This is a genomic window from Paraburkholderia sp. WC7.3g (assembly GCF_050436345.1).
GTDB classification, from domain to species: Bacteria; Pseudomonadota; Gammaproteobacteria; order Burkholderiales; family Burkholderiaceae; genus Paraburkholderia; species Paraburkholderia podalyriae.
The window spans coordinates 76,456-98,664 of sequence record NZ_JBNDMA010000004.1 but is presented as its reverse complement, the minus strand read 5'-3'; the positions used below and the strand labels follow the sequence as shown (position 1 = coordinate 98,664).

The following is a 22,209-nucleotide window of genomic DNA, read 5'->3' as shown; positions in this document are numbered from 1 at the left end:
CAACCGGGATGCCTGATCGATACAAGGGACTGCCATGAACGACCGCACAACGAAATCCGCTTCCGACGACACGAAGCCCTCCGCTCCACGCGACGCCGCGCGCACGCCCGACGCGCTCGCGCTGCTCGAAGCCGATCACCGCGCCGTGGAGAAACTGTTCGACGCCTTCGCCAAATCCCGCGGCGACGAGCGCGACACGCTCGAAGCCAAAGCCGCACTGACGCAGCGCGCGTGCGAAGAGCTGACGATGCACACGATCATCGAGGAAGAGTTGCTGTACCCGGCCGCGCAACAGGCGCTGCCCGAGGACGACAAACTCGATGTCGATGAAGCCCTTGTCGAGCATTTTCTGGTTAAAACGCTGATCGCGAAGTTCGAGACGCTGAAGCCGGGCGACAAAGGCTTCGACGCGACGTTCAAGGTCATGTCCGAACTGGTGCGGCATCACGTCGAGGACGAGGAAGGCGAACTCTTTCCGGCCTTGCGGCGCACCGGCTGCGATCTCACCGCGCTCGGTAACAAGATCGCGGCGCGCAAGCAAACGCTGCAAGACAAGCTGGATCAGGCGGGTAGTCGCGCGGTCGGGGACAAGACCGGCACGGTTAAGCTGGAGCCTTAATTGCGCACGGCCATTGCGCACGGCCATTGCGCACGGCCATTGCGCACGGCCATTGCGCACGGGCTGTCGCGCTGATCAGTTTGAAGGGTCGCTGCGACAGCAATGTCCATAAGTCGCCGGTTACGGACGAACGCACCCTATTACACGTCCATTAACATCGATTGCAGGAGGGCACAACAGGGCGGCCTGATTCAGGCAGGGAGAGACATGTCCAGGAGAAAGCTGAAACTGATCCAATACGCGCCGGCAGCGGTCCTCTCGCGCGACGACTTTTCTATTTTCGTCACCGCCCGACGCAGCGCCGACGGGCGATTCTATGCCGACCTGCTGGTGAGCCGTAAGGTGGATGGCCGCCGTCTGTTCCCGTTCGATGGCGCGCCCGAAGTCGGTCCGTTCAACAGCATCGAGGAAGCGCGGCTCGCCGCCGAGGAATACGGCGCGCGGATCGTCGCGGCCGACCTTGCCTGTCCCGAGGCGTGAGCCCGCGGTTTTCATAGCGCCCGGCGATCCGGCTGCGACGGCGACGACACGCCATCCGTCGCCTGTCAGGCCCGCGACTCCGCGCATCTAACCACACAAATGGCAGCACGCGCCGGCCGGAACAATGCTTGCTCGCCTGTCGCTCGCCGTCATCGGGGCACGGCGCGCGTTGCGCCGTACCGCGGCATCGCTCACCTTCACGGAGAAACCGTATGGACAAGGAACTCGAAGCCCGCATCCGCACGCGGGCATACCACATCTGGCAAAACGATCCGTCGCCCGAAGGCAGGGCCGCCGACCATTGGGAAGAAGCGCGCCGGCAGATCGAGGCGGAAGGCGCTGCCGCGCCGCAGGAGGCGACCGATCAGTCCGCGGATCGCGACCGCGGCTCGCGCATCGCGCCCGAACAGCAACTGCAGGAAATGCCGGGCGAGGACATCGAAGCGTCAAAGCAAGTCCAACACCAGCGCGCCGGATGACGCGCGCGCCGCGCTTTCACACCGACGCCGACGATGGCGTCGGTGCCACCGGCAGCGCGCGCTTGTGGCGCGTCGCCATGTAAAAGCGGCGAATCGTCGTCAATACTTCGTCGCTGACCGGCTTGCCTTCGAGGAAGTCGTCGATGTCCTGATAGCTGATGCCGTAACTGTCCTCGTCCGGCTTTTGCGGCGTCAGCGTTTCGAGGTCAGCGGTCGGCACCTTGTGGACGAGTTGCTCCGGCGCGCCGAGCGCGTGCCCGAGCGCGCGCACGCGGCGCTTCGTCAGACCCGCGAGCGGCAGGATATCCGCGCCGCCGTCGCCGTACTTCGTGAAGAAGCCCATCAGCGATTCGGCCGCGTGGTCGGTGCCGATCACCACGCCGACGCGCGCGCCCGCAATCGCGTATTGCGCGATCATGCGTTGGCGCGCCTTGATATTGCCGAGCACGAAGTCTTCCTGAAAGTCGTCGACGTACTGTACGTTGCCGCGTTTGAGCGAAGCCAGCATCGCGTCGGCCGGCTCCTTGATGTTGACTGTCAGCGTTTCGTCCGGACGGATGAACGCGAGCGCGGCCGCGGCGTCCTCTTCGTCGCGCTGGCTGCCGTACGGCAGACGCACCGCGACGAACCGTGCTTCGTAGCCGCCGTCGCGCAGGCGCTCGACGGCAAGCTGCGCGAGGCGTCCCGCGGTCGTCGAATCGACGCCGCCGCTGATACCGAGCACGTAGGTGCGCAAGCCTTGCGAGGCCAGGTAGTCGCCGAGGAACGCGACGCGCCGCTCGCGCTCTTGTGCCACGACGAAATTGCGCGCGACGCCGAGTTCGTCGATCACCGCCTGCTGCCAGGCGTTGGTGTCGAAGGAAGTATGGAGATTCATCGTGCGGTCTCTGATGAGTGGTCCCGCTCGATGCGCGGGAGTTGATTGAAGTAGTGCTCGATGCGCGATAGCGCATACAGCGCGGCTGCCGAACGCACGTCGTTGCGGTCGCCCGAAAAGCGCCGCGTGTCCGCGAACGTCAGGAACTCGCCGCCGCGCCGCCGGAACGACCACGCGAAGCATTGCGTGCCTGGGGGCGGACCGTCATCGGAGCCGCCATGGGCGCCGCCGTCGGCGAGCCCCGTGTTCGATACCGCGATGTCCGCGCAGCAGCCTTGCTGGCACAACGTACCTTCGGCCATTTCGCGCGCGACCGCTTCGCTGGTGAGCCCGGATTGCTCCATCGTGGTTTGCCGCACGCCGAGAAAGCCGGCCTTGCCCGACGGCGAGTAGCTGACGAAGCCGACGTCGAGACACGCGCCGCTGCCCGGCACACTCGCCAGATACGACGCGATCTGGCCGCCGGTGCACGATTCGGCGGTCGCGAGCTTCAGACCTCGCGAACTGAGGAACGACACGACCTGCATCGGAATGTTCATGTTTTCGCCCTTGTCGTGCGACGGATTCGGACCGGCGTTTCGTTCGTGCCAACGCTTTCGCGTCACAGGCAGCAAGTATCGGTCCGCATTCGCGCATCGCCACGAGTTGCTGCCGGCGGTATGCTCATTGCTGATACGTGGAAGAGCAGCGAACTCGCGCGGGTCCCGTCGCAATGGGGGGTGCGCGAACCGCCGCGCGTTCGCGAGGAGGCGGCGATGGACGATTTCGACGAAGCGCGCACATGGATGGTCGAGCGACAGATCGTGCAACGCGGCGTGCGCGACGATTACGTGATCGCGGCGATGCGGCGCGTGCCGCGCGAGGCATTCGTGCCGGCCGAGCTGCGCGAATTCGCGTATGACGATACGCCGCTGCCGATTGGCGGCGAGCAGTCGATCTCGCAGCCATACATCGTCGCGAAGATGCTCGCGGCCGCCGAATTGCAGCCCGGCGATCGCGTGCTCGACATCGGCACGGGCTCCGGCTATGCGGCCGCGCTCGCCGCGGAGATCGCGGGCCGGGTGGATTCGATCGAGCGCGACGCGAGCCTCGCCGAGAGCGCGCGCGAGCGCTTGCAGCGGCTCGGCTACGAGAACGTCGAGGTGCATGTCGGCGACGGCACCGCGGGTCTTGCCGCGCATGCGCCCTATAACGCGATCATCGCGGCGGCAGGCGGCCCGCATGTGCCGCAGGCGCTGCGCGCGCAGCTCGCGCTCGGCGGACGGCTGGTGATGCCGGTCGGCAGCAGTCTGAGCCGCCAGCGGCTCGTGAAGATCGTGCGGCGCGGCGAACACGACTATGACGAACATGCGTTCGCCGAAGTGCGCTTCGTGCCGCTCGTCGGCGACGATGGTTGGCCGGAGCCAGGCGGCGCGCCGCACGCGCAGTCGCGACCCGCGCCGACGCCGGCCGCGCCTAAGCCGGCCGCACCGAAGCTGGCCGCACTCGAAATCGCGATTCGCGACGCGGCCGAACCGTTGCCGGACATCGATTCCCCGGAATTCGCGACGTTTGTCGACCGCTTCGCCGGGCGGCGCGTCGTGCTGCTCGGCGAAGCCAGTCACGGCACGTCGGAGTTCTATCGCGCGCGTGCGGCGATCACCCGACGCCTGGTCGAGCGGCACGGCTTTTCGACGGTCGCGGTCGAGGCCGACTGGCCCGACGCGGCGATCATCGACCGGCATGTGCGCGATCGACCGATGCCCGCCGAGCGGTCTCGACCGTTTCGCCGCTTTCCGACCTGGATGTGGCGCAACACCGACTTCATGGCCTTCGTCGCGTGGCTGCGCTCGCACAATGCCGCGCACCGCGACAGCGAAACGCGCTTCTATGGGCTCGACATCTACAGCCTGTCCGAATCGATCGACGCGGTGCTGCGCTACCTCGACAGCGTCGATCCGGTCGCGGCGCGCATCGCTCGCGAACGCTATGGCTGCCTCAGTCCGTGGCAGAAAGACCCGGCCGTGTATGGACGCGCCGCGTTGAGCGGCGGCTACGCGCAGTGCGAAAAGCAGGTGGTCGCGCAGCTCGGCGACCTGCTGAAAAGCCGGCTCGACTACGCGCGGGAAGACGGCGAGCGCTTCCTGGACGCGGCGCAGAACGCGCGGCTCGTCGCAGTCGCCGAGCAGTACTATCGCGCGATGTATTACGGCGGGCCGCAAAGCTGGAATCTGCGCGACACGCACATGTTCGACACGCTGCGTCATGCGCTCGACAGCGGCGGGCCGCAAGCTCGTCTGGTCGTCTGGGCGCACAACTCGCACATCGGCGACGCGAGCGCCACGCAGATGGGCCGCGTGCAGGACGAGATCAATCTCGGCCAGCTGTGTCGCGCGCAGTTCGGCGACGCGGCGGCGCTGATCGGTTTCGGCACGCACAGCGGGACGGTCGCCGCGGCCAGCGACTGGGGTGGGCCGATGGAGGTGAAGACCGTGCTGCCGTCGCTCGAGGGCAGCGTCGAATTCAGCACGCATGGCACGGGCCTCGTGCGCTTCCTGCTCGATCTGCGGCCCGGGGTGCACGACGCGCTGCGCGAACGGCTGCGCGCGCCGCTGCTGGAGCGCTTCATCGGCGTCATCTATCGTCCGGAAACCGAGCGGTATAGCCACTACGCGGAAGCGTCGCTGGCCGAGCAGTTCGATGCGTACGTGTGGTTCGATCGCACGAGCGCGGTGAGCGCGCTGCCCGTTTGCGCCGACCAGAAGGACAGCGTGGCGGAGACTTTCCCCTTTGGCGTGTGAGGGCGCTCGGCCGCGCTGCTTGCGGCGAGGAACGCGCGATGAATGACGAACCGGTCTGGTTCCTGCTGATCGGCGCGCTCCTCACGTTCATGGCGGTGGCGCGCGGGCCGATCCGCCGCTTGCCGCTGACCGGCGCGATCATCTATCTGCTGGTCGGCTTGCTGATCGGGCCGGCCGTGTCCGGGCTCGTCGGCGTGGATCTGCTTGGCAATGCCGCGCTGCTCGCGACGTTGGCCGAAGTCGCGCTCGTCGTGTCGCTGTTTTCGATCGGCATGCATCTGCGCGTGCGGTTGCGCAATCCGCTTTGGTTGTTGCCGCTGCGGCTCGGCGGCCCCGCGATGCTCGTCACTATCGCGTTGATGTTCGGCTTCACCGCGCTGCTGACAGGACGGGCCGACGGCGCCGCGTTGTTCCTCGCGGCCGCGCTCGCGCCGACCGACCCGGTGCTCGCCAACGAGCTGCGCGTGACGCAAGCCGGCGACGACGAACCCGTGCGCTTCGCGTTGTCGGGCGAGGGCGGCCTCAACGACGGCGCCGCCTATCCGTTCGCGGTGCTGGGTCTGACGCTCGCCGGTGCGAGACTGTTCGGCTCCGGCAGCGGCGTGCATTTCGTCGGCTCAGTGGTGTGGGGCATCGTCAGTGCGCTTGTGATCGGCTGCGTATTCGCGATCGTGTTCGCACGCGTCATCTTCCTTCTGCGCACCCGTTACGGCGAAGCGATCGGTCTCGATGGGTTTCTCGCGCTAGGCCTGATGTCGACCTCATACGGTGCGGCGCTGTGGCTGCACGCGTATGCGTTCGTCGCGGTGTTCGTGGCGGGCGTCGCCGTACGTCACGAGGAATTGCGCGCGACGGGCGACAAGAACCCGTCGGAAGTGCTCGACGAGGTGCAGCACGGCGAACAGGCCGATGTCGCCAAAGACCCCGAAAAGGCGCACGCGGTCCTCGCCGAATCGATGATGGGCTTCACGCGTGAAATGGAGCGGCTCGCGGAGTTGTCGCTGATGCTGATCATCGGTTGCGTCGTGTCCGCGCATTGGCGCGCGATGCTCGAGCTGCGCGCCGTGTTACCGGCGGTGTTTCTGTTTTTCGTCGCGCGGCCACTGTCCGTCGTCGTCGCGATGATGGGTGCACGCATCGACAACAGCCAGCGGTATCTGATGGCATGGATGGGGATTCGCGGTGTCGGCGCGTTTTACTACCTGATGTTCGGCCTCGAATACGCGCGCGGCGCGATGGCGCCATTGCTGCCGGCCGTGCTCGATGCAATCGTGTTGTCGGTGCTGCTGCACGGCTCGACCGCGAACTATCTGTTGCGGCGGTATTTCGACCGGCGTCGTTGAATCAAGCGATGTGCGCGACGGCGCGCGTCGGTGGTCGCGCGGCGCTGCGCTCGGCTCCTGTCTGCCCCTTGTATCGCAATGTATCCGCACGACCCGCGGATACGCGCGCTTACCAAAACTGTCGATCCAGACACATGCGAGATACGTCGGGGCTTTCCAATACGTGCACGGCAAGTTCGAACCCGGATTTGCAGACCTGAATATCACTGGATCAACAGGAGTAGTCGACCATGACTCGCATCGAAAAAGTGCTGTACACCGGCAAAACCCATACGACCGGCGGCCGCGAAGGCGCCGCGCGCAGCTCGGACGGTCGTCTCGACATCAAGCTGTCGTCGCCTGGCACCTCGGGCGTCGGAACGAACCCCGAGCAGTTGCTCGGCGCCGGCTGGTCGGCGTGTTTCATTGGCGCGCTCGGTTTGGCGGCGCGCTCGGTGCATGTGCCGTTGCCGGCCGATACGAGCGTCGATGCGGAAATCGATCTGGGCACCACCGATGGCGCTTACTTCCTTCAGGCGCGTTTGTTCGTCAGTCTTCCCGGTGTCGAGCGTGACGTGGCGCACGGGTTGATCGAGCGAGCGCATCTGACCTGCCCGTATTCGAAGGCGTTGCGCGGTAATGTGGATGTGCAGACGACGCTCGTTTGAGCGCCGCTGGAGGGGAGGCGCGGGGCCCGCGCCGAAGCATCGCGTGGCCCGCTACGCCGCAGGCGCAACCGACGCTCCCGCGATGTTGTGCCGCGCGAGCGATTGCGCGACAAAACCCGAGCCCTTCATCTCTTCGACAAACGACCACAGTGCGTGAGCCGCCGCTTCGCCGCGGTCTTTCGGCAGACCCATCGCCTGCCGGATCACCATGAAGCGCTCGTCGAGCAGCCGCAGACCGGGCGTTTGCTTCGCATCGGCTTCGAGTTGCTGCTTCACGCCTGCCGCCACTTCCAGATGCTGCTCGATAAACGTCGGCACGACGCTCGGCGAGCTCGGCGCACGCACGATTTGCGCGGATTTCAGCTCGCGCGTCAGAAACAGATCGTATGCACTGCCTTTGCCGACGACGACCCGGTTGTGCGCCTGATCCACATCCTGATTCGAGCGCACCGGCGAGTCGTCGCGCACCAGGTAGAAGCCTTCGATCAACACGTACGCCGCCGTGAACGCAATCGTCTCGCCGCGCGACGGATCGATCGCAAAGAAGCCGAAATCCGCGCGCTCGTCGCCGACGGCCTGCACCGATTTGCCGGCCGTATCGAAGACGACCAACACCAGTTCGACGCCCAGCTTCGCGGCGAACGCGCGCGCGAGATCGATCGATACGCCGAACGGCTCGCCGGAGTCGGCGTGACGATTGGCGAGGATTGGATTGCCGAGATTGATCGACGCGCGCAGCTTGCCGGTGGGCGTGAATGCGGCGACGACGGAAGGATCGATGGTCATAGAGGCTCTCGTGGCGATCGCGTTCGGGACGAAGCGCGGACTCAGCAGACTCTTCTGCAATGTCGGCGGGATGTCAAGACGCGTTTCGATGATCATGGTCGCGTCGATCGGTCGAATGGCCGGACGCCAAGGAATGACAAGAAGCGGCCCCGCGTCTGCGGGGCCGTGCTTGCAAGGGCGAGGACCGCCACCTATCCATACCACGTCCCCCCGCTCTTTCACCCACCAGCGCCACTTCAATCCCGCAACTTCACCGCCGTCATCCGCGGCATCAGCAGATGAATGATGCCCAACGCAACCAGATACGCGGACGCGCCGACAGTGAAGAGCGCCCAATACTGCCCGGTGCGCTGCAACGTCTCGCCGATCACACCGGAAAAGAAGAACGAGCCGACCATCCCCGCCACACCGCCGATGCCGACGACCGTGCCGACCAGCCGCTTCGGAAATACGTCGCCGACCGTCGTGACGAGGTTCGCCGACCAGCCCTGGTGCGCCGCTGCCGCTAGACCCACGGCGAACACCGCGTACCACAGGCTCTGGAAATACGACAAGGTGGCGATCGGCACCACGCACAACGCACAAATGAGCATCGTGACCTTGCGCGCAAAATTCGGCTTGTTGGTACGTGCCATCAAACGCGACGACAGCCACCCGCCCGCGACGCTGCCGACCGACGCCATCGTATAGATAGCGATCAGCGGGAGGCCCATATGGCCGATGTCGATATGGCGCGATTCATTGAGCCACTTGGGCAGCCAGAACAGATAGAACCACCACACCGGATCGGTCAGCAGCTTGCCGAAGACAAACGCCCACGTTTCACGATATTTGAGCACCGACAACCAGCTGACTTTCTGTTCGACGACTTCTTCGCGATCCGCATTGATGTAGTCCAGTTCTTCCTTCGTCACCGACGGATGCTGCGAAGGCTGCCGATAAACCAGCAGCCACACTGCCAGCCAGACGAAACCGGTCGCGCCGCCCGCGATGAACGTCGCGCGCCAGCCCCACATGAGCGCGGCGATCGGCACGAAGGCCGGTGCGACGATGCCCCCGATCGTCGCGCCCATGTTCCACCAGCCAGTCGCTAATGCGCGTTCCTTCTTCGGAAACCACGTGGCCGTAGTGCGGATCGCAACCGGAAAATTGGCCGCTTCGCTGAAGCCGAGCAAACCGCGCACGGCCGCAAAGCCAGGCACGGTCGATGCCACCGCGTGCAGCATCGCCGCGAGACTCCACATCGCCATTGCGCTGCCGTAGACCTTCTTCGTGCTGACGCGGTCCGCGATGCGGCCGAAGATCGCGAGACCCACCGCATAGGCGACCGTAAACACCATCACAGTCTGCGCGTACTGCACCTGGCTCCAGCCGATATCCTTTTGCAGCAGCGGCGCGAGCAGCCCGAGCATCTGGCGATCCATGTAGTTGATCGTCGTCGCGGCGAAGATCATCGCGCAGATGGTCCATCGGTATCGTCCGACGGCCGTACTTGCGGCGGCCGTCGTAGCTTCCATCGTTTTCATCGTGTCTCCCGAAGGTTTTGGAAATGGTGGCGATATGGTCGTTCGATGCGGTCAATGCGCGGAGGCGGGCAATCCTTCGCGCCGGCTCATGCGGGTGAGGAACACGACCCCGGCGGCCACCACCGACATCACCGCGAGTCCAGTGAGGCCGCCCTCGATCGAGCCGGTCTTCTGTTCGAGCAAGCCGAAAGTCGCCGGCGCGACGAAGCCGCCGCCGAGGTTGCCGATCGAGTTGATCAGCGCCAGCACCGCCGCGGAAATGCGCGCATCGAGGTATCCCTGCGGAATCGGCCAGAACAGCGCCGAGGCCGCCTTGAAGCCGATCGCCGCAAAGCAGATCGCGATGAACGAGAACACTGGGCCGCCCTGGCCGGCCGCATACATGCCGAGCGCGGCGATCAGCAGCACGCACGCGACCCACGCTTGCTGGAACTTGAAGCGCGCTGCGAGCATCGCGAACAGATACATCGCCACGATCGAGATCAGCCACGGAATCGAGTTGAACAGGCCGACCTGCAAATCGTTGAAATGGCCCATCTTGCGGATGATGCTGGGCAGCCAGAAGGTCGCGCCGTAGATGGTCAGCGACACCGCGAAGTAGATCAGGCAAAAGATCAGGATTTGCGGATCGCGCAGCAGCGCGCCCAGCGATGGCCTGACCGGATGTGCCGCGGTGCGCTGGCGTTGCTCTGCGTCGAGCGCATCGAGCACCGCGTCCTGCTCGGCGCGGGTGAGCCAGCCGGCGTCGCGCGGCTTCGAGTCGAGCCACAGCAAGACGAAGCCCGCGAGCACGACCGAGAACATGCCTTCTACCACGAACATCCACTGCCAGCCGCGCAGCCCCGCGCCTTCGATCAGCATCAGCCCGCCGGAGATCGGCCCGGACAGCACCGACGCGAGCGCCGAGCCGCTCAGGAAGATCGCCATCGCCTTGCCGCGCTCGCTGCTCGGCAGCCATTGCGTGAAGTAGTAGATGACGCCGGGAAAGAAGCCCGCTTCGGCCGCGCCGAGCAGCCGCCGCATGACGTAGAACGACGTCTCGCCGCGCACGAACGCCATGCCGGCCGCGGCCAGCCCCCACGTGAGCATGATGCGCGCGAGCCACAACTTCGCGCCGAAGCGCTGCAGCAGGACGTTCGACGGCACTTCGAAGATCGCATAGCTGACGAAAAAGAGCCCCGCGCCGAGCCCATACGCGGCCGCGCCGATGCCCAGATCGGCGCTCAGATGCTGGCGCACGAAGCCAATGTTCACGCGGTCGATGTAGTTGACGATGAACATCACGACGAACAGCGGCAGCACGCGCCACTTGATCTTGCGCACTGCGCTCGCGAGTACGCTGGCGTGCTCGGGCCGCGCCGTGTCGGCGGTGGGATGACTCATGGGGTTGTCTCCTTCGATGGCGACGCGCGTGGCGCGTCGCAGGGCTCGTCGGCGCGGATTAAAAGCGAGGATTGAAAGAGAGGATCAAAAGCGCGGATTCTTGCCGCTGAAGCCCGGCTCGTACTTCCGCAACTGTGTCAGGTCATCGCGATTGCGCACGCCGCACGACAGATACTGTGCATGCAGTTTGGCGAGCCGCTCGCGATCGAGCTCGACGCCTAGGCCCGGCATGGTGGGCACGCGCACCGAGCCGTTGTCGAACTTCACGCGGCCGCCCTTGATGACTTCTTCCTGCTGCCACGGGTAATGCGTGTCGCACGCATAGGTCAGGTTGGGGATGCTTGCCGCGACGTGCGTCATCGCCATCAGGCTAATGCCGAGGTGCGAGTTCGAGTGCATCGACATGCCGAGATCCCACAGCTTGCACATGCGCGCGAGCGTCTGCGTCGCGCGCAGGCCGCCCCAGTAGTGATGATCCGACAGTAACACCTTGACCGAACCCAGCTCGGCGCCGCGACGGAAATCTTCCATCGTCGTGATGACCATGTTGGTCGCTAGCGGCAGACGCGTGTGCCTGGCGAGTTCAGCCATTCCTTCAAGACCCGGGCACGGATCTTCGTAGTATTCGAGCAGCTCATCGAGTTCAGGGGCGGCCGCGATGCTCGTTTCGAGCGTCCAGTTGGCGTTCGGGTCGAGGCGCAGCGGCACGCCGGGGAACGCCTGATGCAGCGCGCGCATGCACGCGATTTCGTGTACCGGGTCGAATACGCCGCCCTTCAGCTTGATGCTCTGGAAGCCATACAGCTGGATCATCCGACGCGCCTGCGCGACGATCTGCGCGGGGCTCAGCCCTTCGCCCCAGGCATCGGGCGCATAGGGCTTGTCGATGTGCTCGGCGTATTTGAAGAACAGATAGGCGCTGTAGGGCACCGCGTCGCGCACTTTGCCGCCGAGCAGATCGACGATCGGCGCGCCGGCGATCTGCCCTTGCAGGTCGAGCATTGCGACTTCGAGCGTGCTGATCACTTTCGGCGCGTTCTTTGCCGAGTGCGAGCCGGGCGCGAGTTCGAATTCGACCGCGCCCGGGCTCGCCTTGATCGCGGCCCGCACGCGCTCTTCCATGCGATTGAGGTCGAACGGCGACAGGCCGATCACCAGCGACTTCGCCTGCTCCAGCACGCGCAGCATCGGTTCGTCGCCATAAGTCTCGGAGAGGCCGACGCGGCCATCGCTCGTCTCCAGTTCGACGATGGCGCGCAGCGCCCAGGGTTCGTGGATCCCGGCGGCATTGAGCAGCGGGCCGTCGCGGAAGGCGATCGGAGTAATGCGCAGCTGCGTGATGGTGATATCGCGAGTCATGATGGCAATCGGCAAGGGAACAAGAGAATTTGATGAAGCGGATGGTAAAGCACTAATATATTAGTGTGTTAGTGGGGTAAATACCAAGCTGCACTTTTTGGGGAACCTGGCTCGCCGGCCCGCTGGAAGGGGCGGGCGTCGGCTATAGTGCTAGTGCATCAATGGACCGCCATGGCGGTCCCCGCCTGCTTCCATGCTTCAATTTCTGCCATGAAAAACCACGCTACCTCGCGGGCGGCGAGCCGGCTCGACCGCTCCCGCCACGCCGCGCCGCAAGTATTCGAACGACTGCGCGAAATGATCCTTTCGCTCGAACTGACGCCGGGCACGGTGCTCTCGCGCACCGAGCTGGCGAGCCGCTACGGGCTGAGCCAGACGCCGGTGCGCGACGCGCTGATGAAGCTCGGCGAAGAAGGTCTCGTCGACATCTATCCGCAGCACGCGACGGTCGTTAGCCAGATCAACGTGACGTCCGCGCTACAGGCGCACTTCCTGCGTCGCTCGATCGAACTTGAAGTGGTGCGCACGCTCGCGGAGCAGCGCGACCCCGCGCTGATCGCTGAACTGCGCGCGACCATCGCGCGGCAAACGGAATTGCTCGACCTGAAGAACTACGAGCAGTTCTCGCTGCTCGATCAGGCGTTTCATCGACAGATGTACGAGGCGGCGGGCGTGCCCCAGCTATGGGATCTGGTGCGTAGGCTGAGCGGCCATATCGACCGGCTGCGACGCCTGCATCTGCCGGTAGAGGGCAAGACGATGGCGGTGGTGCGCGATCACACCGAGATCATCGATGCGATCGACAACGGCGATGTCGAAGCCGCGCAGGCGGCGCTACGCAAGCATCTATCGGGGACGCTGAATCAGATCGATCAGATCAGGACGAGTCATCCGAATTTTTTGGCGGATGAGTGAAGGGCGCGAGAGTGACGACTTGCGCCCGCGTTTCACTTCAACCTTCGGTGATCGTTTCCCAAGTGCCCGATCGGGCCGAGCGGAACACGGCATCGATCACTCGCATATTCGCGCGCGCATCTTCTAGCGGAATAGCCTGCGGGCCTCCACTCAAGATCGCATGCGCGAAGGTGGCGGCTGCAACGCCATATTGATCGCATACCGGAAGCTCCAGCCAGCGATCGGTCGCGACACCGTTGCTCGCGTTTTCACTCAGTAACAGGCGCGTCGGTTTATCGTTTGGTGCATTGAATGGAATCTCCACTTCGATCCGCCCCGAGGTACCGTGAAATTGCATCCGCTGGTACGGATAGGTCTGAGTCGAGTAAAAGAAACTCGCCTGCACGCCATCGAAGTCCATCAACACGGAGCCGAGCCGGTCCACTTTGAATGCAGGGTCCTGCTCCACCAGCGCAACGACGCGCCGTGGTTCACGTCCGATAGTGAAGCGCGACGTTGTGATCGGATAACAGCCAATATCGAGCAGACCGCCACCGCCTAGCTCGCTCTGGTTGCGGATATTGTGTTCGTTCGTGTTGTGATAGGTGAAACCGCCGGTCACTGCCCGCAATTCGCCAATCGCACCTTCGTCGATCAAGGAGCGCACCTTCAGCCATTGCGGATGCGTGCGAACCATGAAGGCTTCCTGGATGTATCGTCCGCTCTTGTTGCGCGCGGCGATCAGTCGTTCAACCTGTTGAGCGTCCAGACTGATCGGCTTTTCACATAGCACGTGCTTGCCCGCCTCAACGGATCTGATCGTCCATTCCACGTGCAGATGATTGGGCAGTGGAATATAGACCGCGTCGATTTCCGGGTCCGCAAGAAGCGCCTCGTAACTATCGTATGCGACAGCCAGACCATATTTGGCCGCGGCTTCCCGCGCTTTCTCCGTAGAGCGTGACGCGATGCCTTTCACCCGACATTTCGGCGCATTGTGCATGGGCACGACCACCTTGTCGTTGATTTTTGCGGCGCCCAAAATTCCCCAGACTATTTGATCTTTTGCCATGACGTCCCTTTCCGATTGCGTATCCGATGAGTCGAGCAGGTGAAGCGCCCGATCGCAACAGTTTAACCGTCGATTGCCGTGCGTAGCGTTGCTACGCCTCGGTCCGCCTGAGCAGATAGTCGAGGCCGCCCACCCGATACCATCGGTATCCGTACGGCTCGAGCACGACCGAGTGGCAACCGTCATCGTCAGCCTCGCTGTGGTCGTCGGACAGAAGATTGATCAACGGCTCTCTACCCGGTTCGTTGGAGTTCAGGCGGAATTCGACGGTACCCACTTCGGCGCGGAAGTTATGCAGAAACAGCACGGAATTGTTACGCCAGTGATAGGCGAGTGCGAGGACATCGTTTCGCGAGGTGCGCAGCACTTCGAAGTCCCCCCAGCTGATTTCCGGCACTTCCCGGCGCATGCGAATCATCCGCTCGGTCCAGTTGAGAAACGAATCGGGATCGCGCCGCTGCTTCGCCACATTGACCCGCTCAAAGCCATAAGCACCGCCGGCTATCGCAGGAACCGGCGGGTTTGAATGGCTGGTGAAGCCGCCTTGCGACTCGGACGACCATTGCATCGGCGTGCGCGCACACTGGCGCTCGGGCCGGCGCAGGTCGTCGCCCATGCCGATCTCATCGCCGTACCGGAACACGGGCGTACCCGGCAAACTCAGCATCAGGCTATAGGCAAGTTCGAGACGGCGTCTGTCGCCCGACAGCATCGGCGCAAGTCTGCGGCGGATGCCGCGCCCATACAGCTGCATGTCGGGGTCGGGGGCGAACGCGGCGAACACTGCCGCGCGCTGTTCGGGCGTCAGGCGGCCCAGATCGAGTTCGTCGTGATTGCGCAGAAACACCCCCCATTGCGCACTCGGCGGCCGTGGTCTGGTCGCAAGGAGCGCGTCCTTCAGCGGCTTCGTGTCGCCCGTCGCGAGCGTGTAAAAGGTGTTCTGGTTGAGCCGGAAGTTAAACATCATCGGCAAGCGCTCGCCCTCGTCGCCGAAGTACTGAAGATCCGTTTTGGGCGGCACATTGGCTTCGGCCAGAATGATCGCGTCGCCCTCGCGCCACTGCAGAAACTCGCGAAAGGTTCGCAACATGTCATATTGCTCGACCGGTCGGCGCACCTTCGGTCCCTTCGTCGCGATGACGAAGGGCACCGCGTCCATGCGGAATCCGGAAACCCCAAGCTGGATCCAGAAGCCCATGATCTTCAGCAGTTCCGCCTGCACCTGCGGGTTGGACGTATTCAGGTCCGGTTGGAAATCGTAGAAGCGATGGAAGTACCAGCGTCTCGCCCGCTTGTCGAAACTCCAGGTCGACTTCTGCACGCCCGGAAACGCCACGCCGCGTTGCGCATCGGCGGGCTTGTCGTCCGACCAGACATACCAGTCGCGATATTTCGAAGTGGGATCGCTGCGTGCTTGCTGGAACCAGGGGTGCTGGTCGGACGTATGATTGACCACGAGGTCGATGATGACGCGCAAGCCCCGCTCGGCGCACGCGTGCGTGAATTCGGCAAAATCCCCGAGCGTGCCGTACTTCGGATCGACGTTGTAATAGTCGCAAACGTCGTAACCGTTATCGCGCCCGGGCGACGGGTGGAACGGCATCAGCCAGATCGTCGTCATGCCAAGCCCTTGCAGGTAATCGAGCCTGCGCATCAGACCCTGGAAGTCGCCGACGCCGTCGCCATTCGCGTCCATGAAGGTGCCTACCGACAGGCAATAAATGATCGCGTTCTTGTACCAGAGGTCATTGAGCATAGGGTCCGCGCGTGGCGCCAAAACAATCGATCGTGAAGAGGAATTGCAATGTCGGAGCTGGCGTGGTGGCAACGCGGCGTGATCTATCAGATCTATCCGCGTTCGTTTCAGGACAGTAACGGCGATGGCATCGGCGATCTGCGCGGCATCGGCACGCGCCTTGAATATGTCGCGGCGCTCGGCGCCGATGCGGTGTGGATCTCGCCGATCTGCCCGTCGCCCATGGCCGACTTTGGCTACGACGTTGCGGACTATTGCAACATCGATCCGATATTTGGCACTCTGGATGAGTTCAAGCAATTGATGGGCCACGCACATCGGCTCAGGCTCAAGGTACTGCTCGATTTCGTGCCCAATCATTCGTCGAACCGGCATCCGTGGTTCGAGCAAAGCCGCTCGTCACGGGACAATCCGAAACGGGACTGGTATCTGTGGCGCGATCCCGCGCCCGATGGCGGGCCGCCGAATAACTGGCTGAGCCGCATGGGCGGCTCGGCGTGGGAGTGGGACGAGGTGACGGGGCAGTACTACTATCACGCGTTTCTGCGGGAGCAGCCTGACCTGAACTGGAGAAGCCCCCAGCTACGCCGCGCGATGGATCACGTGCTGCGCTTCTGGCTCGATCTCGGCGTGGACGGCTTTCGCGTAGACGTGGTCTGGCTGCTGATCAAGGACGCGCAGTTTCGCGACAATCCGCCGAATCCCGCCTATCGGCCCGGCGAGCCGGACCATCATCGGCTATTGCAAAGTTACACCGAGGATCAGCCGGAAGTGCATGAAATCGTCCGCTCGATGCGAGCCACCCTGGACGAGTATGGCGAGCGCGTGCTGATCGGCGAAATCTACCTGACTGTCCCGCAACTGGTGAAGTATTACGGCGTGAACGGCGAAGGCGCGCACATGCCGTTCAATTTCCAGTTGCTCAACGCGAGATGGAACGCGAACGAAATCGCCGGCATGATCCGGGATTACGACATTGCGTTGCCCGAATACGCGTGGCCGAACTGGGTGCTGGGAAACCACGACAATCCGCGCGTTGCGTCGCGCGTCGGCGCGGCGCAGGCGCGTGTGGCCGCTGTTCTTCTGCTGACGCTCCGAGGGACGCCGACGCTTTACTACGGCGATGAAATCGGCATGACTGATGGCGATATCGCGCCGGACGAGGTTCAGGACCCGGCGGAACTCCGTCAACCGGGCATTTGCCAGGGGCGTGATCCCGAGCGCACGCCTATGCAATGGGATGGTTCGCTGCCGAATGCGGGCTTTACGGACGGCAAGCCGTGGCTGCCCATTGCGACGTCGACGAGCGTGCGCGAACAGGATGGCGACATGTCGAGCATGTTGTCGCTCTATCGGCGCCTGCTGGGCTTGCGCCGCAGCAACGCCGCGCTCGTGCGCGGCACGATCGAAAATGTCGTTGCTTACGGCGACGTGCTGACTTACGAGCGGCGATACGGCAATGAACGCCTTTTTATCGCGCTGAACATGGGCGTCGAAGAGGCTACTGTGCAATCGCGCCCGGGCCTGCTGTTGCTATCGACGGTGAGCACGCGCAGCGGCGAAAACTTTGTCCAGGGTGCCAATCTGCTTGCCGCCAGCGAGGCGGTCATCGTGGTCGTTTGAGCCACCATCGAACGTCGAAGCCGACTACGAAGCAGTCACAGGCGCAGCGCTAACGCTTTCCTCGATCGATGACACGGCACTGCGAATGCGTCTCGCGATGCGCGCGTCGAGCGCTGTGTACACGAGCATGCTCAGATCTGGCCGACCATCGACGGCGAACAGCGAATACTCCATTTCGATGGTCCCGAATGTTGGATGCAGCAGGCGCTTAACGTGCTGTCCTTCGCTGTGGCCGAATACCTGGTTTTCGCGCCACATGCGTTCGAAGTCGGGGCTGGCGCGGCACAGATCGTCAACCAGATCGCCCACTTCGGAAGCGAGCCCGGCGCGCGCAACGTCCGCACGGAACGTCCCCACGACGAAGCGCGCGACGCTCTCCCAATCGTGCTGTTTGGCACGGACGGCCGGGTCGCCGAACAGGAATCGCAGGATGTTGCGCTGGCCAGGCGGCAGCGCGCCATAGTCGGTGAGCACGACGGCCGCGGCGCGATTCCACGCGATGACGTCCCACGTCGCGGTCTTGATGATCGACGGGCTGGCATCGAGCGAATCGAGCACGCGCTGCAACCGCGGATCGACCCCGTGGGTGGAGCGATAGCGCACTTCCGGCGGTCGCCCGAGGCCCAACATGAACAGATGTTCGCGCTCGGTATTCGTCAGCATCAGCGCCGCGCAGATGCGCTCCAGCACCGCGGCGGAAGGTGCGCCGCCGCGACCCTGCTCGAGCCACGTGTACCAGGTCGAACTGATATTCGCGCGCTGGGCCACTTCTTCCCGGCGCAATCCGGGCGTACGCCGGCGGCCCGAGAAGCCGAAGCTAGCGGGATCGAGCCGCGTGCGGCGGCTGCGCAGAAAGTCCCCGAGGGTTTGGGCGGTGTTCACTGGAATGATTAACCTGTTAGTCGCTTTACCGGGATAAACTCACTACTTCAATAGAATAGTGAATGATCGCATAGTGCGTCGGTGACTCTCCTGGAGACTTGACTATGCGAATCTTTCTGACGGGCGCGACCGGGTTTATCGGCTCGGCTTTGGTGCCCGAACTTATCGAAGCCGGGCATCAGGTTATCGGCATGACCCGATCTGATTCGGGCGCGCAGGTGCTGAGCGCGGCGGGCGCGGACGTCCATCGCGGCACGCTCGAAGACACCGACAGCCTGCGCATCGGCGCCGCGAAGGCGGACGCCGTCATCCACCTCGCGTTCGATCACGATTTCTCGCACTTCGTGGAGAACTGCGAAAAGGACAAGCGTGCTATCGCAGCACTTGGCTCGGCGCTGGCCGGCTCGGACCGGCCGCTTCTCATCACGTCCGGCACGGGCGTCGGCAGCCGCGATCACGGGCAGCCGGCCACCGAGGACGTGTTCAATACCAGTCACCCGAACCCACGCATCGGCTCGGAGCTGGCCGGCAGCACACTGCTGGAGGCGGGCGTCAATTTATCGGTGATGCGCCTGCCGCAAGTGCATAACCCGTTCCGCCAAGGCCTCATCACGCCGCTAATCCAGATTGCGCGGGAGAAGGGCATGTGCGCCTATGTGGAGGAGGGACGTAACCGCTGGCCGGCAGGGCATCTGTCGGATGTCGTGCGGCTGTACCGGCTTGCGATCGAGAAGGGCGAACGCGGGGCGCGCTATCACGCGGTCGGTGAAGAAGGCGTTAGCGCTCGCGAGATTGCCGACGCGCTGGGGCGCGGCCTGAAGGTGCCGGTCGTGTCGATCGCGCGCGACGAAGCGCAGGCCTATTTCGGATGGATGGCGATGTTCGCCGCGCTCGACATGCCGGCATCGAGCGCGCTGACGCAGGCGCGTTTAGGCTGGCAACCGACAGGCCCGACGCTTCTCTCCGATCTGAACGAAGCGCGCTACGTTTAGCGAGTTCATAGATGTTTGAATACACCGATCGCCAGCCTGCGCAGTTCGTCGAACTGCGTGACGAGTTCGAGGCACAGAATGAAGGCCAGCATCGCCGAAGGCCCCGGGTAACGATCGATCCATCGCAGCACCGGAGTCGCGTAGCGCTTGCGGATCGCATCGCGCGTCATGACAACGGTAATCACGATTCCCACGGCGGCCCCCACCAGCAGATCGGTCGGGTAGTGAAAGCCGAGATAGGCGCGCGGAACGCAAATAAACAGCGCGGTATAGAGCATCGCCAGCACACCGATGCGCCGCCACACAAGGAAGATGCCGGTGGCGACCGCCATCCATAGCATCGCGTGATCGCTCGGGAAGGAACTCCAACCTGTCAGCACCGCGTCCTTGAGTTCGCCGCTGGCAAAGTGCAGATGTAGTTCAGTGCTGTAGACGGGGCGCTCTCTAAACGGCAACCAGTGAGTCAGCAGTCTTCCGGTGAAGAGCGCCACGAGGCCGCTGAGAATCGTCGCGACAACCATTTCTTGCCGCCATTCGCGGCACTCGTCTTGCTTGAACCACATCCACCACAGCACGGGAATGAGTACGAGGCCTTTGAAGGTGTACAGGTTTGTAACGGCTAGTATGGATTGGGTCGCGAAATGACCGAAGTGTATGTTGGACAGATATGTTTCGATGGACGAATCGAAGTTATTCATTGTTTTCTAAGAAGAAAATAGAACCGGTCGCAGACGAGGGCTAGCTTAATCCATTGGATGCGCGATATTTTCTGGTGCTTACTTTCACTGACAATTTTTACTGCGCAATTTCATCGCTAACTGACAGTGACTCGTTGTCCCGCGAGAGCGCGGCGAGGAATTGTAATTGGTATTTTCACGGAGACCGTCATGAAGCTGGTCGACTGGAACATTCAGTGGGGTTGGGGCGTCGACGGCCGCGTCGAGCTCGATCGGATCGTGCGGGAAGCACGCGCGTTGTGCGACTTCGACGTCCTGTGTCTGCAGGAAGTCACGCGAGGCTTCAACGAAGAACCGGCGGCCGGCGGACTGAAAGGCGCGCCATCGTCCGATCAGTTCGCCGAGCTTGCCGCTCTGCTGCCGGAGATGACCGTGCTCGATGCAATCGGCTCCGATCTGCCCTCTCTGGGCGCGAGCCGTCATCGGCGCCAGTTCGGCAATGCCATCGTGACGCGCTTACCGGTTCGTCAGGTGCTTCGCCATTCTCTGCCGTGGCCCGCCGACCCGGCCAAGCCGTCGATGCTGCGCGTCGCGCTCGAAGCGGTGCTCGAAGCCGACATCGGCCCGCTTCGTGTCATCAGCACACACCTCGAGTTCTATTCGGAGCAACAGCGGCTCGCACAAGTGACGAGACTGCGCGAACTGCATCAGGAAGCATGCGATCACGCGCGCTCTCCCGCGCGTGGTGAAAAGCCGGACAGCCCGTTTGCGGATACGGCGCGCCCGGTCAGCGCGATTCTCTGCGGAGACTTCAACAGCGCATTTGAAGACAGCGCCTATCGGCGGATGCTCGAACCGATCGGCGACGCTCCGGCGTTTATCGATGCGTGGGCCTGCGCGCACCCCGGTGACCCACGTGCCGCGACGGTCGGCCTGTACGACCACGAGCAATGGCCAGACGGACCGTTCGCGTGCGATTTCGTTTTCGTCACGCAAGAGCTGGGTACCCGCATTGCATCGTGCGATGTGGACCCGCGGAGCCGCTCGTCCGATCATCAGCCGATGTGGCTGGAACTGCGCTGAAAGGTCTCGGAATTACCGTTCCGTGATCGGCGCAGGAAAATCTGACCGCCGTCACTCCGTGCGAGTGCTTAAGCGTGTGTTAAGAGTTGCTCTGCGATGGTTACACCTATGTTCAAGCCATCAGAATAGTGAGCACCTCATATGAATAGCAACCAATCGCAAACTCGCACCAATATAGTCAGTAAAGTCCCGCAGGTCACGCTGGGCTTCTGGGTCATCAAGATCGCCGCCACGACGCTTGGCGAAACAGGCGGCGATTGGGTAACCATGTCGCTCAAACTGGGTTATCTGATCGGCTGCGCAATCTTTGCGGTTATTTTTATCGGGCTGGTCGCGGGCCAGATCAGGGCGGAGCGGTTCAATCCCGTGCTCTATTGGGCGACCATCGTCGCCACGACCACGCTCGGTACCACGATGGCCGATTTCTTCGATCGCTCCGTGGGAATCGGCTATCCGGGCGGTGTAGTCATTGTCTTCGCGCTTCTGCTTGCGAGCTTGGGCGTCTGGTACAAATCGGAAGGCACGGTGGCAGTGCAGAGCGTGACCACGCCCAAAGCCGAGTGGTTTTACTGGGTGACGATCCTCTTTTCCCAGACCCTGGGTACCGCGTTGGGCGATTGGGTGGCGGGATCGGACGAAGGTGGTCTGGGGCTTGGCTATGAGTATGGCGCTTTGATCTTCGGTGCGGGTCTGCTGATCGTCGGCGCATTTTATTACTGGTCGCGTCTGTCACGCACCGCGATTTTCTGGGCGGCGTTCATCCTGACGCGTCCGCTCGGTGCGACCTTGGGCGACTTGCTGGACAAACCCATTTCTCAAGGGGGGCTCGAGGTTAGCCGACTCTATGCGTCGTTGATTCTGGCTGCGTTCATGGGCTTCTGCGTGTTTTTGCTGCCGCAGCGCGCTGCCCGGCAAGCGATCCGGTAGGTGGCGTCAACGCGCGAACGCGAA

At 63.4% G+C, this 22,209-nt stretch carries 21 protein-coding genes; 11 read left to right on the top strand and 10 right to left on the bottom strand.

Features of this window, described 5'->3' with window-relative positions; all coding sequences use genetic code 11:
- Window positions 1-34 precede the first annotated feature (34 nt).
- The 3 genes from OKW43_RS33855 (at window position 35) to OKW43_RS33845 (ending at window position 1,578) form a co-directional block, all read left to right on the top strand.
- Entirely contained in the window at window positions 35-619 is a 585-nt protein-coding gene (locus OKW43_RS33855) for a hemerythrin domain-containing protein (protein ID WP_429452693.1), read from the top strand.
- A 207-nt stretch (window positions 620-826) separates the two neighbouring features.
- Window positions 827-1,099, top strand: coding sequence for a DUF6723 family protein (locus OKW43_RS33850; RefSeq protein WP_187634594.1), 273 nt, complete (start codon window positions 827-829; stop codon window positions 1,097-1,099).
- A gap of 212 nt (window positions 1,100-1,311) precedes the next feature.
- Window positions 1,312-1,578 (top strand): DUF2934 domain-containing protein, encoded by a 267-nt coding sequence (locus tag OKW43_RS33845; protein WP_187634593.1) that lies wholly within the window; start codon window positions 1,312-1,314, stop codon window positions 1,576-1,578.
- A gap of 16 nt (window positions 1,579-1,594) precedes the next feature.
- Here OKW43_RS33845 and nadE read toward each other — a convergent pair whose 3' ends face one another.
- Window positions 1,595-2,455 carry an ammonia-dependent NAD(+) synthetase gene (nadE, locus tag OKW43_RS33840; protein WP_222945580.1) on the bottom strand — a complete coding sequence of 287 codons (861 nt, stop codon included), beginning with the start codon at window positions 2,453-2,455 and terminating at the stop codon, window positions 1,595-1,597.
- Entirely contained in the window at window positions 2,452-2,994 is a 543-nt protein-coding gene (locus OKW43_RS33835; protein WP_429452690.1) for a CinA family protein, read from the bottom strand. The genes nadE and OKW43_RS33835 overlap by 4 nt, the downstream gene beginning before the upstream one ends.
- A 216-nt stretch (window positions 2,995-3,210) precedes the next feature.
- On the opposite strand from OKW43_RS33835, the gene OKW43_RS33830 reads away from it, so the two are divergent.
- The 3 genes from OKW43_RS33830 to OKW43_RS33820 all read left to right on the top strand — a co-directional run bounded on the left by OKW43_RS33830 (window position 3,211) and on the right by OKW43_RS33820 (window position 7,225).
- Window positions 3,211-5,235, top strand: a complete 2,025-nt coding sequence (locus OKW43_RS33830; protein WP_187634725.1) for a protein-L-isoaspartate(D-aspartate) O-methyltransferase — start codon at window positions 3,211-3,213, stop codon at window positions 5,233-5,235.
- A gap of 38 nt (window positions 5,236-5,273) precedes the next feature.
- Window positions 5,274-6,578, top strand: coding sequence for a cation:proton antiporter (locus OKW43_RS33825; RefSeq protein WP_429452688.1), 1,305 nt, complete (start codon window positions 5,274-5,276; stop codon window positions 6,576-6,578).
- A 230-nt stretch (window positions 6,579-6,808) separates the two neighbouring features.
- Window positions 6,809-7,225, top strand: coding sequence for an organic hydroperoxide resistance protein (locus OKW43_RS33820; RefSeq protein ID WP_429452686.1), 417 nt, complete (start codon window positions 6,809-6,811; stop codon window positions 7,223-7,225).
- 51 nt (window positions 7,226-7,276) lie between these two features.
- On the opposite strand, the gene OKW43_RS33815 is transcribed toward OKW43_RS33820, so the two are convergent.
- The 4 genes from OKW43_RS33815 to OKW43_RS33800 form a co-directional block, all read right to left on the bottom strand.
- The gene (locus OKW43_RS33815) at window positions 7,277-8,011 is read right to left on the bottom strand and encodes an ABC transporter substrate-binding protein (RefSeq protein ID WP_429452684.1); all 735 of its coding nucleotides are present in this window, start codon (window positions 8,009-8,011) and stop codon (window positions 7,277-7,279) included.
- 236 nt (window positions 8,012-8,247) lie between these two features.
- The gene (locus OKW43_RS33810) at window positions 8,248-9,537 is read right to left on the bottom strand and encodes an MFS transporter (protein ID WP_429452682.1); all 1,290 of its coding nucleotides are present in this window, start codon (window positions 9,535-9,537) and stop codon (window positions 8,248-8,250) included.
- 51 nt (window positions 9,538-9,588) lie between these two features.
- Window positions 9,589-10,920 carry an MFS transporter gene (locus tag OKW43_RS33805; protein WP_429452680.1) on the bottom strand — a complete coding sequence of 444 codons (1,332 nt, stop codon included), beginning with the start codon at window positions 10,918-10,920 and terminating at the stop codon, window positions 9,589-9,591.
- 84 nt (window positions 10,921-11,004) lie between these two features.
- The gene (locus tag OKW43_RS33800; RefSeq protein WP_429452678.1) at window positions 11,005-12,279 is read right to left on the bottom strand and encodes a glucarate dehydratase family protein; all 1,275 of its coding nucleotides are present in this window, start codon (window positions 12,277-12,279) and stop codon (window positions 11,005-11,007) included.
- A 210-nt stretch (window positions 12,280-12,489) separates the two neighbouring features.
- Between OKW43_RS33800 and OKW43_RS33795 the strand changes: the two genes are divergently transcribed.
- Window positions 12,490-13,194: a GntR family transcriptional regulator gene (locus tag OKW43_RS33795; RefSeq protein ID WP_429452676.1), complete on the top strand. Its 705-nt coding sequence runs from the start codon at window positions 12,490-12,492 to the stop codon at window positions 13,192-13,194.
- A gap of 37 nt (window positions 13,195-13,231) precedes the next feature.
- On the opposite strand, the gene OKW43_RS33790 is transcribed toward OKW43_RS33795, so the two are convergent.
- Window positions 13,232-14,245, bottom strand: coding sequence for a Gfo/Idh/MocA family protein (locus OKW43_RS33790; RefSeq protein WP_429452674.1), 1,014 nt, complete (start codon window positions 14,243-14,245; stop codon window positions 13,232-13,234).
- A gap of 91 nt (window positions 14,246-14,336) precedes the next feature.
- On the bottom strand, window positions 14,337-16,001 hold the full coding sequence (locus OKW43_RS33785) for an alpha-amylase family protein (protein WP_429452672.1): 1,665 nt from the start codon (window positions 15,999-16,001) through the stop codon (window positions 14,337-14,339).
- A gap of 48 nt (window positions 16,002-16,049) precedes the next feature.
- Here OKW43_RS33785 and OKW43_RS33780 point away from each other — a divergent pair, with 48 nt between their 5' ends.
- Complete coding sequence (locus tag OKW43_RS33780) at window positions 16,050-17,624, top strand: alpha-amylase family glycosyl hydrolase (RefSeq protein WP_187634583.1); 1,575 nt, start codon at window positions 16,050-16,052, stop codon at window positions 17,622-17,624.
- A gap of 24 nt (window positions 17,625-17,648) precedes the next feature.
- On the opposite strand, the gene OKW43_RS33775 is transcribed toward OKW43_RS33780, so the two are convergent.
- Window positions 17,649-18,506, bottom strand: a complete 858-nt coding sequence (locus OKW43_RS33775; RefSeq protein WP_187634582.1) for a helix-turn-helix transcriptional regulator — start codon at window positions 18,504-18,506, stop codon at window positions 17,649-17,651.
- Between the two features lie 104 nt (window positions 18,507-18,610).
- Here OKW43_RS33775 and OKW43_RS33770 point away from each other — a divergent pair, with 104 nt between their 5' ends.
- Window positions 18,611-19,498, top strand: coding sequence for an SDR family oxidoreductase (locus OKW43_RS33770; RefSeq protein ID WP_187634581.1), 888 nt, complete (start codon window positions 18,611-18,613; stop codon window positions 19,496-19,498).
- A 5-nt stretch (window positions 19,499-19,503) separates the two neighbouring features.
- Here OKW43_RS33770 and OKW43_RS33765 read toward each other — a convergent pair whose 3' ends face one another.
- Window positions 19,504-20,196: a phosphatase PAP2 family protein gene (locus OKW43_RS33765; RefSeq protein ID WP_187634580.1), complete on the bottom strand. Its 693-nt coding sequence runs from the start codon at window positions 20,194-20,196 to the stop codon at window positions 19,504-19,506.
- A 189-nt stretch (window positions 20,197-20,385) separates the two neighbouring features.
- Between OKW43_RS33765 and OKW43_RS33760 the strand changes: the two genes are divergently transcribed.
- Both OKW43_RS33760 and OKW43_RS33755 read left to right on the top strand, forming a co-directional pair.
- Window positions 20,386-21,258, top strand: coding sequence for an endonuclease/exonuclease/phosphatase family protein (locus tag OKW43_RS33760; protein ID WP_429452669.1), 873 nt, complete (start codon window positions 20,386-20,388; stop codon window positions 21,256-21,258).
- Between the two features lie 141 nt (window positions 21,259-21,399).
- Complete coding sequence (locus tag OKW43_RS33755; protein ID WP_187634578.1) at window positions 21,400-22,185, top strand: COG4705 family protein; 786 nt, start codon at window positions 21,400-21,402, stop codon at window positions 22,183-22,185.
- Window positions 22,186-22,209: the final 24 nt, after the last annotated feature.

Excerpts from the sequence above, each read along its gene's own strand:
- OKW43_RS33780 (WP_187634583.1), top strand. The coding sequence starts at position 16,050 with ATGTCGGAGCTGGCGTGGTGGCAACGCGGCGTGATCTATCAGATCTAT.
- OKW43_RS33815 (WP_429452684.1), bottom strand. The coding sequence starts at position 8,011 with ATGACCATCGATCCTTCCGTCGTCGCCGCATTCACGCCCACCGGCAAG.
- OKW43_RS33850 (WP_187634594.1), top strand. The coding sequence starts at position 827 with ATGTCCAGGAGAAAGCTGAAACTGATCCAATACGCGCCGGCAGCGGTC.
- OKW43_RS33835 (WP_429452690.1), bottom strand. The coding sequence starts at position 2,994 with ATGAACATTCCGATGCAGGTCGTGTCGTTCCTCAGTTCGCGAGGTCTG.
- OKW43_RS33785 (WP_429452672.1), bottom strand. The coding sequence starts at position 16,001 with ATGCTCAATGACCTCTGGTACAAGAACGCGATCATTTATTGCCTGTCG.
- nadE (WP_222945580.1), bottom strand. The coding sequence starts at position 2,455 with ATGAATCTCCATACTTCCTTCGACACCAACGCCTGGCAGCAGGCGGTG.
- OKW43_RS33770 (WP_187634581.1), top strand. The coding sequence starts at position 18,611 with ATGCGAATCTTTCTGACGGGCGCGACCGGGTTTATCGGCTCGGCTTTG.
- OKW43_RS33845 (WP_187634593.1), top strand. The coding sequence starts at position 1,312 with ATGGACAAGGAACTCGAAGCCCGCATCCGCACGCGGGCATACCACATC.
- OKW43_RS33790 (WP_429452674.1), bottom strand. The coding sequence starts at position 14,245 with ATGGCAAAAGATCAAATAGTCTGGGGAATTTTGGGCGCCGCAAAAATC.
- OKW43_RS33795 (WP_429452676.1), top strand. The coding sequence starts at position 12,490 with ATGAAAAACCACGCTACCTCGCGGGCGGCGAGCCGGCTCGACCGCTCC.
- OKW43_RS33820 (WP_429452686.1), top strand. The coding sequence starts at position 6,809 with ATGACTCGCATCGAAAAAGTGCTGTACACCGGCAAAACCCATACGACC.
- OKW43_RS33805 (WP_429452680.1), bottom strand. The coding sequence starts at position 10,920 with ATGAGTCATCCCACCGCCGACACGGCGCGGCCCGAGCACGCCAGCGTA.
- OKW43_RS33765 (WP_187634580.1), bottom strand. The coding sequence starts at position 20,196 with ATGAATAACTTCGATTCGTCCATCGAAACATATCTGTCCAACATACAC.
- OKW43_RS33825 (WP_429452688.1), top strand. The coding sequence starts at position 5,274 with ATGAATGACGAACCGGTCTGGTTCCTGCTGATCGGCGCGCTCCTCACG.
- OKW43_RS33800 (WP_429452678.1), bottom strand. The coding sequence starts at position 12,279 with ATGACTCGCGATATCACCATCACGCAGCTGCGCATTACTCCGATCGCC.
- OKW43_RS33830 (WP_187634725.1), top strand. The coding sequence starts at position 3,211 with ATGGACGATTTCGACGAAGCGCGCACATGGATGGTCGAGCGACAGATC.
- OKW43_RS33755 (WP_187634578.1), top strand. The coding sequence starts at position 21,400 with ATGAATAGCAACCAATCGCAAACTCGCACCAATATAGTCAGTAAAGTC.
- OKW43_RS33855 (WP_429452693.1), top strand. The coding sequence starts at position 35 with ATGAACGACCGCACAACGAAATCCGCTTCCGACGACACGAAGCCCTCC.
- OKW43_RS33810 (WP_429452682.1), bottom strand. The coding sequence starts at position 9,537 with ATGAAAACGATGGAAGCTACGACGGCCGCCGCAAGTACGGCCGTCGGA.
- OKW43_RS33760 (WP_429452669.1), top strand. The coding sequence starts at position 20,386 with ATGAAGCTGGTCGACTGGAACATTCAGTGGGGTTGGGGCGTCGACGGC.